Origin of the sequence: Mesorhizobium sp. WSM3859 (assembly GCF_002295065.1) — a bacterium.
In the GTDB taxonomy this organism is placed as follows: Bacteria; Pseudomonadota; Alphaproteobacteria; order Rhizobiales; family Rhizobiaceae; genus Mesorhizobium.
The window spans coordinates 86913-101389 of record NZ_NSGG01000008.1 but is presented as its reverse complement, the minus strand read 5'-3'; the positions used below and the strand labels follow the sequence as shown (position 1 = coordinate 101389).

Genomic DNA, 14477 nt, shown 5'->3' with positions numbered 1-14477 from the left:
CTTACTCCGCCGCCGAAAGCTCGGCCTTCACCTCATTGAGGATGCGCCGGCCCTCGCCTTCGCCGATACGGGCGATGTCGTCCTGGTATTTCAAAAGCACGCCGATCGTGTCCGACACGGTCTCCGGATCGAGCGCCACCTTGTCGAGTTCGGTCAGCGCACCGGCCCAATCGATGGTTTCGGCAACGCCTGGCGCCTTGAACAGTTCGACCTGGCGAAGCTTCTGGATGAAGGACACGACCTCCGCCGACAGCCGGCGGTTCGCCTGCGGCACCTTGCGCCGAACGATCTCCAGCTCGCGCTCAGCGTTCGGATAATCGACCCAGTGATAGAGGCAGCGCCGCTTCAGCGCATCGTGGATCTCGCGCGTGCGGTTGGTGGTGATGATGACGATCGGCGGCTCTTCAGCCTTTATCGTGCCAAGCTCGGGAACCGTGACCTGGAAGTCCGACAGGATCTCAAGCAGGAACGCCTCAAAGGCTTCGTCGGTGCGGTCAAGCTCATCGATCAGGAACACCGGCGCGGCACCGGCCTTGCCGGTCAGCGCATCGAGCACCGGGCGGCGGATCAGGTATTTTTCGGAAAAGACGTTGCGCTCCATGTCGGAGCGCACGACCTTGCCGGCCGCCTCCTCCATGCGGATCTCGATCATCTGCGCGGCATAATTCCACTCATAAACGGCCGAGGAAACGTCGAGCCCTTCATAACACTGCAGGCGGATCAGCCGGCGACCGAGCGCGTCGGCCAGCACCTTGGCGATCTCGGTCTTGCCGACGCCCGCCTCGCCTTCGAGGAACAAGGGCCGCTTCATGCGCAGTGAAAGAAACAGCACGGTCGCCAGCGAACGGTCCGCGACATAATCCGCGCCGGTCAAAAGTTCGAGCGTTTCGTCGATCGACTTCGGCGCTGGGCGCGGCGCGGTCATCTCGTCTCCGTGGATCCCGCTTGCACGTTTCAAAGAAAATGGTAGCCGCGGTTGTGATAGATCAGCGGCCGCAAATTATCGCCGATGCGCAGGCCTGTCACCTTGCCAAAAAGCACACGGTGAGTGGCAAGGTCCTTGCTATCGATGATCTCGCAGTCGAACACGGCAAGGGCGCCTTTCAGGGTCGGAGCGCCGGTAGAGATCACATCCCACTCGGCAAGCGCGAAGCGTTCGTCCGCCGGCAACCCGGTGGCACCGGAAAAGCCGACCGAGACGGCTTCCTGGTCCGAGGCGAGCGTGTTGAGCGCGAACCTGCCGTTTTTGACGAAAGCCTCGTTCTTGGCGTTTTCGCGATTAAGACAGACTAGGACCGTCGGCGGCGTGTCCGAAACCGAACAGGCGGCGATCACCGTAGCGCCGCGTTTGCCACCCGGCCCGTCCGTGGTCACCACATGCACATGGCCGGCAAAATGCGCCATCGCATCGCGATAGTGCTGCGGCCCGATGTCATTGATCTTCAGCACGCGATAATCCACCTGTCAGAACAAGCCCGTTATATATGGCGGCATATTGCACGCCACAAGTTACCTGGCATGGGCGAAGTGCTTGACCGCAATCCGCAAATTCGCGTGTTGCGCGGCGCTTAGCCAGCCTTTAGGCATTTCTTGGAATAGTGTCGGGACTGTATTCCCGGCATGGAGGATCTCTTAGCCCGAATGCGTCTTCTCACGACGACATCAGCCGTGCTGCTCTGGCTGCCGCTGGCCTCGAGCGCCGATGCCGAGACGCTGGTCGGCGTTGCGGCGCCGCTTTCCGGTCCGTCGGCGATCCTAGGCAAGCAGGTCGAGGCTGGCGCCGGCCTGGCTGCAGAGGCCAACAGCATTGCAATCAAGGCCGTCGACGATGCCTGCACGGCCGACGGCGGCGCCACGGCGGCAAAGGAATTCGTCGACGCCAAGGTCAATGTCGTGGTGGGATTTCTCTGCACCGAGGCGATCGAGGCCGCGCTGCCGATCCTTAAAGGTGCCAACATTCCGGTGATCACGGTCGGCGTGCGCGCCGAAAGCCTCACCGACCGGCGCGCCAAGACCGGCTGGCCGGTATACCGGCTCGGTCCGCGCGGCGACGATGAGCGCAACGCGGTTGCGGCCAGGCTTACCCAGCTGTGGCGCGACGACTTGTTCGCCATCGTCGATGACGGCACCATCTATGGCCGCGAAATGGCCGAGACCTTCCGCGCCGCGGCCGAGCAGGCGGCGCTGAAGCCGGTCTTCGTCGACACGTTCCGGCCGCAGCTCGACAACCAGATCGGGTTGGTCGGCCGGCTGAAGAAGGCCGGCGCGACCAAGGTGTTCGCCGGCGGCGACGGCGATGACGTCGCCATCATGGGCCGCGACGCCGCCTCCCTCGACGCCGGCATCGCCTTCGCCGGCGGCGAGAACCTGCGCACGCCGCCGGGCGATGTGCCTTACGCCGTCGGCACGCTGATGATCGCACCGCCGGAATGGTCGGAAGTCGCCGACCCCAAGATCGTGCAGGCCTTCGGCGCAAAAAACATCGTGCCGGACGGCTACACGCTGCCGTCCTATGCCGCGGTCGAGATCGCCAAGGCCGCGCTGACCAGCGCGGAAAGCTCCGGCCGGCCGCTCGGCGAGGCGCTGACCGGCCATGATTTCACGACAGCGATCGGCACCATCCGCTTCGACGACAAGGGCGACCTCGGCCAGAACCCGTTCCGCGTCTTCCGCTTCGACGGCACGCATTTCGTACCGCTGGAGGACAAGTGATGTTCCGCACCGGTCCGCGCAATCTGATCACCGACGTTGCGGGCCTCTGTGTTGGCAATGCCACCGACCCAAGGCTGAAATCCGGCGTCTCGGTGGTGCTGTGTGATGAACCTGCCGTGGCCGGCATTCAGGTGCTGGGCGGCGCGCCGGGCACGCGCGAGACCGACCTGCTCGAGCCGCAGAATTCGATCGCAACGATCCATGCCGTGGTACTGTCGGGCGGCTCTGCCTTCGGCCTCGACGCCGCCTCGGGCGTGCAGGCGGCGCTGCGCGAGAAGAACATCGGCGTCGAGGTCGGCGGCTTCCGCGTGCCGATCGTGCCGGCTGCGATCCTGTTTGACCTGCGCAATGGCGGCGACAAGGATTGGGGTCGTTATCCGCCCTATCGCGAGCTTGGCTATGAGGCCGTGCAGGCGGCAACCGCCGATTTCGCCATCGGCACGGCGGGCGCCGGCACCGGCGCTCTGACCTCCGGCCTGAAAGGCGGACTGGGTTCGGCTTCGACCTTGCTCGACAGCGGCGTCACCATCGGCGCGCTCGCCGCCGTCAATCCCACCGGCTCGGTGACGGTCGGCGGCAGCCGCCATTTCTGGGCAGCGCCTTTCGAGATCGGCGACGAGTTCGGCGGCTTGGGTTACCCCGATCCGCTGCCCGAAGATGCCAGGAAGATCCTGCTGAAATACCGCGACAGGCATGTTGGCGGACATGGGGAAGCCGGTAGCACCACCATCGCCGTCATCGCCACGGACGCCGTCCTCACCAAAGCGGCGGCCAAGCGGCTGGCGATTTCGGCGCATGACGGCTTCGCCCGCGCCATCTGGCCTACGCATACGCCGGCCGACGGCGATCTGGTGTTTGCCCTGGCGACCGGCAGAAGCGGCATCGAGCTCGGTGCCGATGCCGCGATCGACCTGTTCGCGGCGGCCGGCGCGACCATGGCGCGGGCCATCAGCCGCGGCGTCCATGCCGCGACACCGGCCGACGGCGATCTGTTCCCGGTATGGGCGTCGCGCTGATCGCGTCGGCGCCGATCAGGTCGGATCGGATTTCTCTTCCTCGAAGGTGACCGCGACATCGGAATTCGCGGAAAGCCAGACCTTCTGCCCGTCGATCTCCGCGACCAGGGCGAGCGAAATGTAATGGTGATGTCCCTTGTGCGAGCCCATGCCGCTGTCGGCCTTGGTCAGCTTGATCCGGTCACCCTCAACCTTGTCGACGGCGCCGATATGGACGCCGTCGGCGCCGATCACTTCCATATGTCCGCGTATCTTGCTGATGTCGGTGCTCATGCTGGTTCTCCGCTGGATGTGCCCCTTCGGATGCGAGACGGCCGACAATAACAAATGAACGCCGGATTGGATGCATCGCACCGCACGTCTCGTTCACCATGGCGTGATAGATATGAATTCACACCTTCGCGCTGCTCACCGCGCTCTACCAGTTCCTCCCGCTTGGCGTCCGGCTCTATTTTCAGCTGGGTTTCGCGGCACTTGTCGCGACAAGCATCTGGTTTGCGCGGCAGCGGCGTTGAGCATTGGGCCCGCCTCTGTTAGGACGCGGCCGACGCTTCTCCCAAGCAGGAACTGAAAAACGGATGATCCCTCGCTATTCCCGGCCGGAAATGGTCGCCAACTGGTCGCCCGAAACCCGCTTCCGCATCTGGTTCGAGATCGAGGCGCATGCCTGCGATGCGCTGGCCGAGCTGGGCGTCATCCCGAAGGAAGCGGCAAGGACGATCTGGGAAAAAGGCGGCGCGGCCAAGTTCGACGTCGCCAAGATCGACGAGATCGAACGTGTCACCAAGCATGACGTTATCGCTTTCCTGACCCATCTCGCCGAATTCGTCGGACCGGACGCCCGCTTCATCCACCAGGGCATGACCTCGTCGGACGTGCTCGACACCTGCCTTGCCGTGCAGCTGACGCGCGCCAGCGACATCCTGCTCGCCGACATCGATGCGCTGCTTGGCGCCCTGAAGCGCCGCGCCTTCGAGCACAAGGACACCGTCACCATCGGCCGCAGCCATGGCATCCATGCCGAGCCGACCACCTTCGGCGTCAAGCTGGCACAGGCCTATGCCGAGTTCTCGCGCTGCCGCGAGCGACTGGTGCACGCGCGGGAGGACATTGCAACATGTGCGATCTCCGGCGCGGTCGGCACCTTCGCCAACATCGAGCCCTATGTCGAAGAGCATGTGGCGGCAAAGCTCGGGCTGAAGCCGGAGCCGGTGTCGACCCAGGTCATTCCGCGCGACCGGCATGCCATGTTCTTTGCCACGCTGGGCGTCATCGCCTCGTCGGTCGAGCGCCTCGCCGTCGAGATCCGCCATCTGCAGCGCACCGAAGTGCTGGAAGCGGAAGAGTATTTCTCGCCGGGCCAGAAGGGCTCGTCGGCCATGCCGCACAAGCGCAACCCGGTGTTGACCGAAAACCTCACCGGCCTTGCCCGGATGGTGCGTTCGATGGCGCTGCCTGCCATGGAAGACGTGGCGCTCTGGCACGAGCGCGACATTTCGCATTCCTCGGTCGAACGCATGATCGGGCCGGACGCGACGGTGACTCTGGATTTCGCGCTGGCGCGCCTCACCGGCGTCGTCGACAAGCTGCTCGTCTATCCCGAGAATATGGAGAAGAACCTCAACAAGTTCAGAGGCCTGGTGCATTCGCAGCGCGTGCTGCTCGCACTGACCCAGGCCGGCCTGTCACGCGAGGACGCCTACCGCCTTGTGCAGCGCAACGCCATGAAAGTCTGGGAGCACGGCGCCGATTTCCTGGAGGAACTGCTGGCTGACAAGGACGTGACCGCGGCCCTCTCCGAAGCCGAGATCCGCGAGAAATTCGACCTCGGCTACCACACCAAGCATGTCGACACGATCTTCAAGCGGGTTTTTGGGGAAGCTTGAGGTCTTTCCTTCTCCCCGTCTCTAGACGGGGAGAAGGTGCCCGAAGGGCGGATGAGGGGCGGCGCCGACCTCGGCCGTAATGCCACTTATCCTATTTTACAAGAACGATAACTTCGCAACCTCGGCGCTGCCCCTCATTGCCCTGCCGGGCATTTCTCCCCGTATAGTGACGGGGAGAAAGACGCTGTCACCGACGCCGGCTCAAGCCTTCCCCGGCACAGTCCTGATCACCGTGCCCCACGGGTCTTCCCGCGAAGTCTCATCCTTCACACTATCCGAGCGCATCTGGACCCAGGCGAGGCCCGCGCGAGACGGATCGCGACGGCCGGCGCCGGCGCTCTGCCAGGCATTGGCGCCGATATGGTGATGGTAATGGCCGGACGACAGGAACACCGCCTGGCTGCCATATTTGGCGACGGTGTCGAAGCCGAACTGGTCGTGCCACCAGGCCTCCGCATCTTCCGGCCGGCCGACGCGCAGATGCACATGGCCGACAATGGTGTTTTCTGGCGCGCCCTGCCATCCGGCATCGCCCGCCGGCACGCTGCCCACCACCGCCGGCAGGTTCAGCCGCTCGGTCGCCATGGCTATTCTGCCGCCGTTCCATTTCCAGTCCTGCGGGCGGCGGTCGGCATAGATCTCGATGCCATTGCCTTCCGGATCGGTCAGATAGAGCGCCTCGCTGACCAGATGGTCGGACGCGCCCTCGATGCCGATGCGGTTGGCAGCGGCGTGGCTGATCCAGCGGCCAAGATCGGCGCGCGACGGCAACAGGAAAGCGGTGTGGAAGAGCCCGGCGCTGCGTGGATCGTCGGGCTTCGCCGAAGCATCCTGTTCAAGCACCAGCAGCGGGCGGTTGGCGGCGCCGAGCGTGATGGCGCCGTCGGCGCGGCTCAGTTCCTGCAGACCAACAACGGCGCGGTAATAGGCGGCCAGGCTCTCGGCGTCGCGTGCCTTCAGGCCGACACGCGAAACGCTGACGGGGGTGGTCGCGGCAAAAGGCAGTTCGCTCATCAAGTTCTCCATCCGGCAGACGCTGGTTCCCAATATAGGATTCCAGGCAACCGGCTCTTCTTCCCTCAGATCGTCCATTGCGATCGTTCACACAAGACAGCAAGAATCGAACAAGTTGTTCACGATTGTGATCGTATCGATATGTCCGACAGGGTTGCAGCCGGCAAAGCCGCTCGCTACATCGGCGCCATGAAAGTCAAAGACGCAGATATCCTGATCGTGCCGGGCTACACCAATTCCGGCCCCGAGCACTGGCAGACCCGCTGGCAGTCGAAACTGTCGACGGCGCGCCGGGTCGAGCAGGCGGAATGGACGAAGCCCGTGCGCGAGGACTGGACGGCGAGCGTGGCGAACGCCGTGAACGAGGCCGAACGCCCGGTGGTGCTCGTTGCGCATTCGCTTGGCGTCGCGGCGGCGGTGCAGGCCATCCCGCAATTCAAGAAGCCAGTCGCCGGCGCTTTCTTCGTCGCGCCGCCGGATGTCTCGAACCCGGAAATCAGGCCGAAACATCTGATGACCTTTGGCCCTTATTCGCGCGATCCGCTGCCCTTCCCGTCGATCGTCATCGCCAGCCGCAACGACCCGTTCTGCGCCTTCGAGATCGCCGAGGATCTCGCCGCCGCCTGGGGGTCGCTCTTCATCGACGCCGGCGAGGCAGGTCATCTCAACCACGATGCCGGCTTCGGCCCGTGGCCGGAAGGTTCGATGACCTTCGCCAAATTTCTGACTGAGCTGAAGCAGCCCTAGGCCGACCTCAAGCGCCGATCGAATCCCGCATGCTTTTCAGCAGCGTCTTCGCGCCAAGCGAGATCAGCGTGTGGTCCGAACCCATGGCCAGCAGCCGATAGCCCATCGACACGACCCGGCCGGCGACCGCCGGCTCGATGACGTAGATCGCCGCATGCTTTCCGGCCTTGCGCGTCCGCTCGGCGATCGACGCGACCGTCTCCATCATGCTTTCCAGCGTCGAATTGACGGTCGTTCCGTTCGACCAGGCGATCGAGAAATCCGACGGACCGACGAAGATGCCGTCGATGCCGGGTGTATCGAGGATGCCGTCGAGCGCCTCGAACGCCGCCCGCGTCTCGACCATCGCGAAGGCCATGGTGCGCTGGTTCGAGTCGCGCAACCATTCGGCGTGGTCGCCCTTGCCGTGGCGCGGGAACGCGTAAGTCGGCCCCCAGGAGCGCTCGCCCAGCGGCGGATATTTCATCGCGGCGGCGAACTGCCTTGCGTCGGCCACCGAGTTCACCATCGGCGCGATCACTGCCTCGGCGCCGAAATCGAGCGCGCGGCTTGCCATGTCGAAGCGCCCGACCGGAATGCGCACCAGCGCCGGCTTGCTGGCGGCCAGCACCGGCACCAGGCCGCGCAGCACGCTATCTTCATGATGGCCGCCATGCTGCATGTCGAGGGTGACGGCGTCAAAACCCTGCTTGGCGATGATTTCCACCGTCAGCGCGTCCGGCACTCCAGACCAGGCGGTGAACAGCGTTTCGTCGGCGGCCAGGCGGGACTTGAGCGACATCGAACTTTTCCTTGATGACAATCCGCAGTTTCAGCCGGAAACGACGGCAAAGGCAAAGAAAAACCGCCCGGTTTGGCCGGGCGGTCGATTGGTCCAGCTAGAGCCCGGCCTCAGGCATTCTTGATCTCCTCGATCGCTTGCGCCATCAACTCGTCCATGGTGCGGCGGATCTGATGGTCGGACTGGTTGACGCCGGCGGCATCGAAATCCTTGCGAATCTTGCGGAAGACATCGTGGTCGCCCGCCTCCTCGATATCGGAGACCACCACTTCCTTGGCATAGGCTTCGGCATCGGCGCCGGATTTGCCCAGCTTCTCGGCGGCCCACAGGCCAAGCGCCTTGTTGCGCCGCGCCGCGGCCTTGAAGCGAAGTTCCTCGTCGAAGACGAATTTGCGCTCAAAGCCCTCTTCGCGGTCTTTCATGCTGCTCATGACGTCCCTCCGATCAATCCGATTCGCGTTCGCGGTGAATATGTGTGGTGGGCAAGCACAAATCAAAAGGCTGCGACCCGGTCAATATACTTCGTCGCATGCTGCGCTGCGGCATTTCAGTCCCGAAAGCGGTTGATTCGCCGGATTTGGCGATTGAGCAAACCAGGCGATTGCGATAACACCGGCATTGAACACCGCCGTCGCCATACTAATTTAGGCAGACGGACAGGAACCGGTCACTTGCCGCCTGCCCGCAGACCCAGAGAAAAAATCAAATGAAAAATCGCCGCCGCATTTACGAAGGCAAGGCCAAGATCCTCTATGAGGGACCTGAGCCGGGCACGCTGATCCAGTTCTTCAAGGATGACGCCACCGCCTTCAACAAGAAGAAACACGAAGTGGTCGATGGCAAGGGCGTGCTCAACAACCGCATTTCCGAGCACATCTTCAACCACTTGAACCGCATGGGCATTCCGACCCACTTCATCCGCCGGCTCAACATGCGCGAGCAGTTGATCAAGGAAGTCGAGATCATCCCGCTCGAGGTCGTCGTGCGCAACGTCGCCGCCGGCTCGCTGTCCAAGCGCCTGGGCATCGAGGAAGGCACGGTGCTGCCGCGCTCGATCATCGAATTCTACTACAAGGCCGACGCGCTCGACGATCCGATGGTGTCGGAAGAGCACATCACCGCCTTCGGCTGGGCGAGCCCGCAGGAAATCGACGACATCATGGCCTTGGCCATCCGCGTCAACGACTTCCTGTCCGGCCTGTTCCTCGGCGTCGGCATCCAGCTTGTCGACTTCAAGATCGAATGCGGCCGCCTGTTCGAGGGCGACATGATGCGCATCGTCGTCGCCGACGAGATTTCACCGGATTCCTGCCGGCTGTGGGATGTCGCCACGCAGGACAAGCTCGACAAGGACCGCTTCCGCCGCGACATGGGCGGCCTGGTCGAGGCGTATCAGGAAGTCGCCCGCCGTCTCGGCATCATCAATGAGAACGAGCCGCCGCGCCCGACAGGTCCGGTCCTCGTCGCCTCTTCCGATGCGCCCAAGGGCCTGAAGCACTGAATACTAACGGGCCTGCCGGGTAATGGCAGGTCCACCGCCAGATCCGTCATTTAGGAGTATCGATGAAAGCCCGCATCACCGTGACCCTCAAGAACGGCGTCCTCGACCCGCAGGGCAAGGCGATCGAGCATGCGCTCTCCGGATTGGGCTTCGACGGTGTCGGCCAGGTGCGCCAGGGCAAGGTGTTCGACATTGAGCTCAACGGAACCGACAAGGCCAAGGCCGAAGCCGATCTCAAGGCCATGTGCGACAAGCTTCTGGCGAACACGGTGATTGAGAACTATAGTGTGACGCTTACCTGAGGTTGTGCCGGAGCGGCTGATGCCTGAAGTGACGAACGAGCTGATGTACGAACTCCTCAAGAAAATCCATTCACGAATGGACCGGCTTGAGGATGGTCTCGGCGAGGTCAGGCACGAGATCGTTGCGGTCAGGTTGCAGGCGTTGGGCACACAAACGGATGTCAGCAACATCTACGCGATAACGGGTCGCATCGATCAACGTCTTGAACGGATAGAGCAACGCCTCGAATTGCGTGAACTCGCTGAGGCACAAAAGCCTTTTGAGCCGAAATAACGCTGGTTCGGCATGTGAAACTGCAACTCATGCCGAACGACATGCAGATCTCGAAATTCATGAGCCTCGTGCTGCGGCATGCGCCGCAGGAAGCGGGGCTTGTTCTGGACAAAAACGGCTGGGCCGATCTCGGTGCGCTCTGCGCGGTGATCGAGCGGAAATTCGGCGCCTCGCCCGCCGATGTCGCGCGCGTTGTCGCGGAGAACCCTAAGAAGCGGTTTGCCATCGAGGGCAGCCGCATCCGCGCCGTGCAGGGCCACAGCGTCGACATCGACCTCGGGCTGGCATCGAGCGCGCCACCGGAGTTGCTCTATCATGGCACCAAGGAAGAATTTCTTCCGGCGATCCTGCGCGAAGGCCTCACCAGCCAATCGCGCCAGCATGTGCATCTGTCGAATGATATCGAGACCGCTAGCAGCGTCGCGCGGCGCCGCAAGGGAAAAGATGTTATCCTTCAGGTCGACTCGGCGGCCATGGCCGGGGATGGGCTGATTTTCTTTCTTTCCGACAATGGCGTCTGGTTGACCGATAGCGTGCCGCCCCGGTATCTGCGTGACATCAGTGAACGGGAACTGCCATGAAATCAGCCGTCGTCCTCCTGCCTGGCCTAAACCGCGACCGCGACATGATCGCGGCGCTGACCAAGATATCCGGCCAGGCGCCGGCGACGGTGTGGCAGACCGACACCGAAATCCCCGATGTCGACCTGATCGCGATCCCCGGAGGCTTCTCCTTCGGCGACTATCTGCGCTGCGGCGCGATCGCGGCGCGCATGCCGGTGATGCGGGCGGTGGCCGAAAAGGCCGCCAAGGGCGTCACCCTCATCGGCGTCTGCAACGGCTTCCAGATCCTGGTCGAGGCAGGACTGCTGCCCGGCGCGCTGATGCGCAACGCCTCACTGAAATTCGTCTGCCGGCAGGTCAAGCTTGAGATCGCCAATGCCAACACCATGTTCACCCGCGGCTACCAGCCGGGACAGATCATCCGCTCGCCAGTAGCGCATCACGACGGCAATTATTTCGCCGATGCTGAAACGCTCGCCCGGCTCGAAGGCGAAGGCCAGGTGGTGTTCCGCTACGCGGAAGGCACCAACCCCAACGGCTCGATCAACGACATCGCCGGCATCGTCAACGACAAGGGCAATGTGCTCGGTCTGATGCCGCACCCCGAAAACCTGATCGAGGCAGCGCATGGCGGCAATGACGGTCGCGCGCTGTTCGAAAGCGCGCTCGGCATCGCGGCTTGATCCTTTAACATCCTATCGGGACGCGGGGCGGACTGACGATGAGACCGACGATTGCTCGCCTTGCTCTCTTGGCCGCCAGCGGGCTTGCCTTGGCTTCCTGCCAATCCAGCCCTAAGACGACGCCGGTTCCATCAGGCAAAAGCGCCTCGCTGCTGGCCATGGAACAGGTCGCCATCTCGGCGCATAAATGCTGGATCGCCAGCAAGGATCCGGCCTTCAAGGCCTACCAGATGGCCAATGAGCTCAATTCCTACAGCGGCACGCCGCGCTTCCTGCTCGTGCCCGCCAAGCATTATGGCGGCAAGCCGCTGCTGGTGGTGCAGGCGCAGGGCAATTCCAGCCGCGTCGACGTGTTCGGGCCGCTGATGAACGAGCCGCTCGGCGCGCGCATCGGCTCCGATATTGCCCGCTGGCAGGCCGGCAATCCGTCCTGCGCGGCTGCCGCGTGAACCTGCCATGAGCCGGTTCCTGCAGATGGCGGGACTGGTTATCGGGCTTATCGGGCTCGTCCTGCAAGCCGCGATCACCATTCCGGCGTCGATGGCGGCCGGGCGCAGCCTGCTTGGCTCGATCGTCTTTCTTTTCAGCTTCTTCACCATCTTGACCAACATCGCCGCTGTGATGGTGCATGCTTCGCTGCTATCGCCCACCGGCTATGCCTGGTTCCCGGCCTTCGCCGGGCAGCGCATGCGGGCCGGCGTCGCGGTCGCCATCACGCTGGTCTTCATCGTCTATGCGACCGTCCTGTCGGGCCTGTGGCAACCGCAGGGCCTGTTCCTGCTATGCGACATCCTGCTCCACTATGTCACGCCGCTGATCTTCGTGCTGTGGTGGCTCATTGCCGGCGCGGATGGCTCGACGCGCTGGCGCGATATCTCCTGGTGGATGATCTATCCGCTCGCCTACCTCGCCTACGCGCTGATCCGCGCGCCCTTCGCTGGCGAAGTACCCTACCCGTTCCTCGACGTCGTCAAGAACGGCTCGGCCAGCGTCGCCGTTTCGGCTGTGGGCGTCACGGCGCTGTTCATCGGATTGAGCGTGCTTGCCGTGCTAGTCGATCACGGCATCGGCCGGGTGCGGGGGAAACCCGCAACCCGCGTCCAATCGGGCCGCCGATAGAGCAATTCCAGGAAAAGTGTGAGCTGTTTTCCGTCCGGAATTGCGCAAAAACAAGGAGATAGTGCGTTTCACCGTTTCTGTGAAAACGCACTAGATCATCACTCCCAGAACGACCTGATGCCTTCGCGATGGGCATCGCAGCGCGATACGCCGATATCCTTGAGTTGCTCGTCCGTCATCTCCAGCAATGCGAGGCGGCCGCGCCGGCGCTCCAGCATGCGGCCGATCTGCGTGGCGATGGAACGGAGCATAGCCACCATCCGGCCGACAAAGCCGCGATGGGCCAAGGGCTCGGTCTGCGCGCCAAAAGCTGGGTGAGCGTAGCGAATTGTCTCAATTGTATTCATTGTCGTTCTGCCTTGTCTCGATTGTACCTTTACAACCGCCGCCTCGATATGGATTGACTCATCGAGCGGTGCAATATAGAAAATTGTCACCATGACAAATTGGCTCCCTGACCTCTCCTCTGGCTCCGGTCCGCTATACCAGCGTCTTGCTGACAGCATTGAGTCAGATATCGACAAGGGCGTCATCGATGCCGGTGCAAAACTGCCACCGCAGCGCGACCTCGCCTATGACATCGGCACGACCGTCGGCACCATCGGCAGGGCCTATCAGCTGCTGCGCGAACGTGGCCTGGTGAGCGGCGAGGTCGGTCGCGGCACCTATGTGCTCGGCCAGCGCGCCGAAGCCCCAAGGCCCGTCGAACCCGGCTTGCAAGGCACGCGCCCCATCGACGCGCCGAGCGGCAAGCTGCGCTTCGACAGCACTGCCGCGCCCGATGTCGGCCAGGGCGCGGTGATCGCCGATATCCTGGCGCGTACCGCGCAGGAACATCCGTACGATATTTCGAGCTACACGCGTGATTTTCCCGAACGCTGGTATGAGGCGGGCAGCCGCTGGCTGGCGCGCAATTCCTTCCGCCCCTCGCCCGATTCGATCGTGCCGACGCTGGGCACGCATGCCGCGGTCATGGCGGCGATCGCGGCGCTGACCATGCCCGGCGACTACGTCGTCTTCGAGCACCTCACCTATTCGCAGATCGCCCGCAGCGCCGGGCTGATCGGGCGACGCATCGCTCTGGTCTCGACTGACGACAACGGCATCGACCCGGATGATTTCGAGCGCGTCTGCGCGCAGAAACATCCAAAGGTGATGTTCCTGATGCCGACCGCGAAGAATCCAACGCTGGTGACGCTGTCGGCGGAGCGACGCCAGGCGATCGCAAAGATTGCGCGCGAGTACAACGTCGCGCTGATCGAGGACGACCTTTACGGCGAGCTCACCGACGACCCGACACCGCTGCTGGCCGAATATGCGCCCGAGCGCACCATTGTCGCCGGCGGCCTTTCGAAGTCGGTCGCCGCCGGGGTGCGCGGCGGCTGGCTTTCCTGCGCGCCGGCCTACCGCCACCGCATCCGTGTCGCGCACAAGATGATGACCGGCGGCCTGCCCTTCCTGCTGGCCGAGGTCGGCACGCGGCTGGTGATGTCCGGCCAGGCGGGCGATATCCGTAAGCGCTGCATTGCCGAAATCCAGGCGCGCCTCGCTGTCGTGCGCGACGTGCTGGCGGGGTTCGACTTCAAGGCAAGGGACAACGTGCCCTTCGTCTGGCTGACCTTGCCGGACCCCTGGCTGTCCGGCACCTTTAAGAACGCCTGCCTGGCGCAAGGCGTGCTTATCGACGACGAGGACGAGTTCAAGGCCGGACGCTCCGAGCAGGTCTTTCACGGCGTGCGCTTCGGCGTATCGCAACCGCGGCAAAGCAAGGATGTCGCCGGCGGCGTCGCCGTCATCCGCCGCCTGCTCGACGAAGGCCGCGCCGGTTACGACAGTTTTTCCTGATCAAGCCTGAAAGCCCCGACCCTAAGCGTCACCG

General features: G+C 63.5%; 19 protein-coding genes. 12 read left to right on the top strand and 7 right to left on the bottom strand.

The window, feature by feature from the left end:
* Position 1: 1 nt before the first annotated feature.
* Positions 2–925, bottom strand: a complete 924-nt coding sequence (locus tag CK230_RS18435) for a MoxR family ATPase (RefSeq protein WP_095818559.1) — start codon at positions 923–925, stop codon at positions 2–4.
* A 29-nt stretch (positions 926–954) separates the two neighbouring features.
* Complete coding sequence (locus CK230_RS18430; protein WP_095818736.1) at positions 955–1449, bottom strand: flavin reductase; 495 nt, start codon at positions 1447–1449, stop codon at positions 955–957.
* A 192-nt stretch (positions 1450–1641) separates the two neighbouring features.
* Between CK230_RS18430 and CK230_RS18425 the strand changes: the two genes are divergently transcribed.
* Together CK230_RS18425 and CK230_RS18420 are read left to right on the top strand one after the other, a co-directional pair.
* Positions 1642–2712, top strand: a complete 1071-nt coding sequence (locus tag CK230_RS18425) for a branched-chain amino acid ABC transporter substrate-binding protein (RefSeq protein WP_095818558.1) — start codon at positions 1642–1644, stop codon at positions 2710–2712.
* Positions 2712–3728, top strand: coding sequence for a P1 family peptidase (locus CK230_RS18420; RefSeq protein ID WP_095818557.1), 1017 nt, complete (start codon positions 2712–2714; stop codon positions 3726–3728). The genes CK230_RS18425 and CK230_RS18420 overlap by 1 nt, the downstream gene beginning before the upstream one ends.
* A 15-nt stretch (positions 3729–3743) precedes the next feature.
* Here the strand turns inward: CK230_RS18420 and CK230_RS18415 are convergent, their stop codons facing one another.
* Complete coding sequence (locus CK230_RS18415) at positions 3744–4001, bottom strand: DUF2171 domain-containing protein (RefSeq protein ID WP_095818735.1); 258 nt, start codon at positions 3999–4001, stop codon at positions 3744–3746.
* 305 nt (positions 4002–4306) lie between these two features.
* Here CK230_RS18415 and purB point away from each other — a divergent pair, with 305 nt between their 5' ends.
* Positions 4307–5614, top strand: a complete 1308-nt coding sequence (gene purB, locus CK230_RS18405) for an adenylosuccinate lyase (protein WP_095818556.1) — start codon at positions 4307–4309, stop codon at positions 5612–5614.
* 201 nt (positions 5615–5815) lie between these two features.
* On the opposite strand, the gene CK230_RS18400 is transcribed toward purB, so the two are convergent.
* Positions 5816–6628, bottom strand: a complete 813-nt coding sequence (locus CK230_RS18400) for a VOC family protein (RefSeq protein WP_095818734.1) — start codon at positions 6626–6628, stop codon at positions 5816–5818.
* A 189-nt stretch (positions 6629–6817) separates the two neighbouring features.
* Here CK230_RS18400 and CK230_RS18395 point away from each other — a divergent pair, with 189 nt between their 5' ends.
* Entirely contained in the window at positions 6818–7375 is a 558-nt protein-coding gene (locus CK230_RS18395; protein WP_095818733.1) for an alpha/beta hydrolase, read from the top strand.
* Between the two features lie 7 nt (positions 7376–7382).
* On the opposite strand, the gene CK230_RS18390 is transcribed toward CK230_RS18395, so the two are convergent.
* Positions 7383–8156 carry an HpcH/HpaI aldolase/citrate lyase family protein gene (locus CK230_RS18390; protein WP_095818555.1) on the bottom strand — a complete coding sequence of 258 codons (774 nt, stop codon included), beginning with the start codon at positions 8154–8156 and terminating at the stop codon, positions 7383–7385.
* A 110-nt stretch (positions 8157–8266) separates the two neighbouring features.
* Positions 8267–8587 (bottom strand): DUF1476 domain-containing protein, encoded by a 321-nt coding sequence (locus CK230_RS18385; RefSeq protein ID WP_095818554.1) that lies wholly within the window; start codon positions 8585–8587, stop codon positions 8267–8269.
* 275 nt (positions 8588–8862) lie between these two features.
* Here CK230_RS18385 and purC point away from each other — a divergent pair, with 275 nt between their 5' ends.
* From purC to CK230_RS18350, 7 genes are all read left to right on the top strand, one after another.
* Positions 8863–9657, top strand: a complete 795-nt coding sequence (purC, locus tag CK230_RS18380) for a phosphoribosylaminoimidazolesuccinocarboxamide synthase (RefSeq protein WP_042644540.1) — start codon at positions 8863–8865, stop codon at positions 9655–9657.
* A 62-nt stretch (positions 9658–9719) separates the two neighbouring features.
* On the top strand, positions 9720–9959 hold the full coding sequence (gene purS / locus CK230_RS18375; protein ID WP_095818553.1) for a phosphoribosylformylglycinamidine synthase subunit PurS: 240 nt from the start codon (positions 9720–9722) through the stop codon (positions 9957–9959).
* A 19-nt stretch (positions 9960–9978) separates the two neighbouring features.
* On the top strand, positions 9979–10233 hold the full coding sequence (locus tag CK230_RS18370; protein WP_095818732.1) for a hypothetical protein: 255 nt from the start codon (positions 9979–9981) through the stop codon (positions 10231–10233).
* A gap of 29 nt (positions 10234–10262) precedes the next feature.
* On the top strand, positions 10263–10814 hold the full coding sequence (locus CK230_RS18365; protein ID WP_095818731.1) for an RNA 2'-phosphotransferase: 552 nt from the start codon (positions 10263–10265) through the stop codon (positions 10812–10814).
* A complete protein-coding gene (gene purQ, locus CK230_RS18360) occupies positions 10811–11479 on the top strand; it encodes a phosphoribosylformylglycinamidine synthase subunit PurQ (protein WP_095818552.1) in 669 nt (222 codons plus the stop codon). The genes CK230_RS18365 and purQ overlap by 4 nt, the downstream gene beginning before the upstream one ends.
* A 38-nt stretch (positions 11480–11517) precedes the next feature.
* The gene (locus CK230_RS18355; RefSeq protein WP_095818551.1) at positions 11518–11928 is read left to right on the top strand and encodes a hypothetical protein; all 411 of its coding nucleotides are present in this window, start codon (positions 11518–11520) and stop codon (positions 11926–11928) included.
* Between the two features lie 7 nt (positions 11929–11935).
* Positions 11936–12598, top strand: coding sequence for a Pr6Pr family membrane protein (locus CK230_RS18350; RefSeq protein ID WP_095818550.1), 663 nt, complete (start codon positions 11936–11938; stop codon positions 12596–12598).
* A 98-nt stretch (positions 12599–12696) separates the two neighbouring features.
* Here the strand turns inward: CK230_RS18350 and CK230_RS18345 are convergent, their stop codons facing one another.
* Positions 12697–12945, bottom strand: coding sequence for a DUF1127 domain-containing protein (locus CK230_RS18345; RefSeq protein WP_095818730.1), 249 nt, complete (start codon positions 12943–12945; stop codon positions 12697–12699).
* A 91-nt stretch (positions 12946–13036) separates the two neighbouring features.
* Between CK230_RS18345 and CK230_RS18340 the strand changes: the two genes are divergently transcribed.
* The gene (locus tag CK230_RS18340) at positions 13037–14443 is read left to right on the top strand and encodes a PLP-dependent aminotransferase family protein (RefSeq protein WP_095818549.1); all 1407 of its coding nucleotides are present in this window, start codon (positions 13037–13039) and stop codon (positions 14441–14443) included.
* The last annotated feature ends 34 nt before the right edge of the window (positions 14444–14477 follow it).